Annotated in this window: 5 protein-coding genes; all 5 read left to right on the top strand. The window is 50.3% G+C overall.

Annotation, left to right across the window (positions count from 1 at the left end; genetic code table 11):
• A partial coding sequence (locus PHI12_14670) for a hypothetical protein (GenBank protein MDD5512029.1) occupies positions 1–561 on the top strand: 561 nt, incomplete at its 5' end.
• Between the two features lie 65 nt (positions 562–626).
• A complete protein-coding gene (locus PHI12_14665; protein MDD5512028.1) occupies positions 627–1,826 on the top strand; it encodes a phage major capsid protein in 1,200 nt (399 codons plus the stop codon).
• Between the two features lie 30 nt (positions 1,827–1,856).
• Positions 1,857–2,318: a hypothetical protein gene (locus tag PHI12_14660; protein ID MDD5512027.1), complete on the top strand. Its 462-nt coding sequence runs from the start codon at positions 1,857–1,859 to the stop codon at positions 2,316–2,318.
• 14 nt (positions 2,319–2,332) lie between these two features.
• Positions 2,333–2,509 carry a hypothetical protein gene (locus PHI12_14655; GenBank protein MDD5512026.1) on the top strand — a complete coding sequence of 59 codons (177 nt, stop codon included), beginning with the start codon at positions 2,333–2,335 and terminating at the stop codon, positions 2,507–2,509.
• A 55-nt stretch (positions 2,510–2,564) separates the two neighbouring features.
• A partial coding sequence (locus PHI12_14650) for a hypothetical protein (GenBank protein ID MDD5512025.1) occupies positions 2,565–2,940 on the top strand: 376 nt, incomplete at its 3' end.

The following is a 2,940-nucleotide window of genomic DNA, read 5'->3' as shown; positions in this document are numbered from 1 at the left end:
TTCGCTACTTACCTTTTCAGTAAGGAATCTAAGTTCGGCTGGACGATGGAGAAGGCCGAGGCGTGGGTTAAAGAGCATGACGAGGGTAAATCTATAGATTCAACCAGTACCACTTTAACTGACGCTGAAGTTACCTTTATAGATTTAAGCGATATCCCCATCGTGGACTTAACGGAAATGCCGGAACCAAAAGAAGTCAGCCAGAGCGAGATAGTTGACGAGCTTGATTATCTGATTGCCTGTATTAAAGACTCTGGAATTAACGAAGAGGCACAAGGCACTTTCTGGAATCTAGTCAGAGAAGGACTGCGTTTGTCGGGGAACGACATCCCCGTTGATATAAAAGAACAGATAGGGCTTATCTATACCAATGAGACGATTGAAAAACTGGAATCTATCACGGAATCAATCGGCGCTGCGGTAAGTGCAGTCAAATCTGCTCGAAAGCCGAAGCTGGTTATTACCGAACCGGAACCGCCACAGATTACCGCCGAGGTTATTGCCCGGATGGTAAAAGAGGCCGTGAGGGGAGAGATTAATAAACAGCTAGGTGCCCCGTAAATCAAGACTCATAAAATACTTTTGGAAGAACCCGCCGAGAGCGGGTTTTTTATTGGAGGAAAAGCATGGAACTTACTTTAGAGAACCTGCAAGAGGCTATCCGCGATACAGTTTCAACTGAGATCGGGAAGCTGAAGGAAACAGACAAAAAGGACATCCACGAGGATGCTCCCGTAACCGACATGGTAGCACCCGAGGAAAAGATAATGTCCGATCCGAAGGGTGGATTTAAGAACGTCGCTCACTTCTTTAAGGACGTTATTCTGGACGGGACCCCTAACGCTCATATCAGCGAAGCGGGCAAGGCCTATAAGATCGCCTGCAGGAAGACCGCCGGTGTTATGGAGGAAGGCGACCTGTCCCAGGGCGGATTTACCGTACCTGAGGAGTTTGCCGAGAAGATTCTGGAGAAAGACCTCGAGGCCGCTATTGTTAGGCCACGCGCCTCGATCCAGCCCATGAAGTCTAACCGGATCGTCATTCCCGCCGACTATGATTCTGACCATTCATCTAATTACTTCGGCGGAATCACCATCTATAGAACTGCCGAGGGCGCGCAGTTTAACAAAACTAACCCAGTTGTCGGCCAGATTGCCCTTACTCTTCATCAACTGACCGGCCTTTGCTATGCCACCGCCGAACTGATGGAGGATTCCGTTATCGCGGTTGAGGCCTTTATTGAGCGCAAGTTCAGACAGGCTATCAGCTTCGTCGAGGACGATGACTTCCTGACCGGTGATGGCTCCAACAAAGCCCTGGGCGCTTTCAATGCCGCCAATCCCGCTATAATCAGCGTGAGTAGGCAGGAAGCATCGAACATCATCTATGACGACATCGTTAATATGTGGGCCCAGTTATACCCACGCTGTCAGCGCAACGCTGTGTGGGTAGCTCATATCGACACCTTCCCGTATCTCGCTAAGATGGACTTAGCGGTTGGTACTGGCGGCGCTGCCGCATGGATGCCTGCCGGCGGACTCTCCGGTTCCCCGTTCCAGTCTCTAATGGGACGCCCGCTACTCTATACCGAAAAATGCTCTACTACTGGAACTGCCGGTGACCTTTGCTTGGCCGATTTCTCTCAGTACCTTATTGGTCAGAAGTCGGGCGGTGTCTCGATGGCCTCTTCGATTCACCTGAGATTCGACTATAACGAGACCGTCTTCCGCTTCAACATGAGATATGACGGAACCCCGACCTGGCTGTCCACTCTGACCCCTAAGAATGGGTCAAACGCTCTGAGCCCGTTTATCCGGCTGAGCTAAAGGTAGTTTACTAATTTAGGAGGATTTAATATGGAACTAATAGGGCAAGTACAGATTATCCCTATCATCCACCCAGTTGATACCACATCCGGCGCGCCGACCTGTGGTGTGTTTAGCATGCAGAGATATAACCACGCCTGCATCATATTGCAGACCGGCGTTAACTCTAAAGGATTCGCCGTAACAGTTGAGGAATGCACCGCAGTTTCCGGCGGCACCGAGACTGCCCTGTCCGACTTTAATTACAGGGAAATGGCAACTACCGACACCTGGGGTGCTTTGACAGCTTCAAGTGGCACTCTTACGGTAGCAGATGACGATGATTCTCATGTCTTCGCTATCGAGATTGACGCTGACGAGCTTTCTGACGGCTATGAGTGGGTAAAGCTCACCTGTGCCGCACCTGCATCCGGCAACAACTATGTCTCGGCTATTGCCATTCTTAGTGAGCCGAAATACAAGCTGGATGTTCCACTAACTGCCATAGCGTAACTTAGGGGGGGATCATGACAAAGAAAAAGGGGACAACGGTAAAGAAGGAGAGGGCGGCGAAAGCTGTCCTCTCCCCACCTAAAGACAGGATGCAGCGTCCCTTTAAGGTTAAATGGTGCCCGAGGTGTGAAAAAACAAGCATCTCCGACATCAGATGCCCTTATTGCGGGACGGAGTATTTCTGCCAGTAAGGCGGAACCACCGCCCCTAAACCGAAAGGTATGGTAATAAACTTGGAGAAATATAATGCCTAAAACAGATATAAGGTCGTATTGGTCAAGCGGAGACTTGATCTTTTACGAAAAAGGCCATCGGGCTGACGAGGATTACCATGTCCTCGAAATTGCCGATGGTGAGGTTATTGTCGGTAACGCCGATAATGACGTTGACTTTATAGTTTACCTCGGCGCGGCTGACCAGTATGTTAAATTCGACTGTGGCACGGCTGCCGTCTCGTTTGCTAAAGTGGACGTCACTATTACCGGCGACCTGACTGCCGGGGGACTTGCTATCGCTGGTGCGGCTGTAACCATCAATGACGCCGGTGCTGATCTCGACTTCAGGGTTGAAAGCGATAACCTCGCATACGCCCTTTATCTCGATGGCGGTAAAGATAGCCTGG

The organism is Dehalococcoidales bacterium (genome assembly GCA_028716225.1).
In the GTDB taxonomy this organism is placed as follows: Bacteria; Chloroflexota; Dehalococcoidia; order Dehalococcoidales; family UBA5760; genus UBA5760.
The sequence above is the reverse complement of the archived record's forward strand: the minus strand, read 5'-3'. Positions and strand labels throughout refer to the sequence as shown.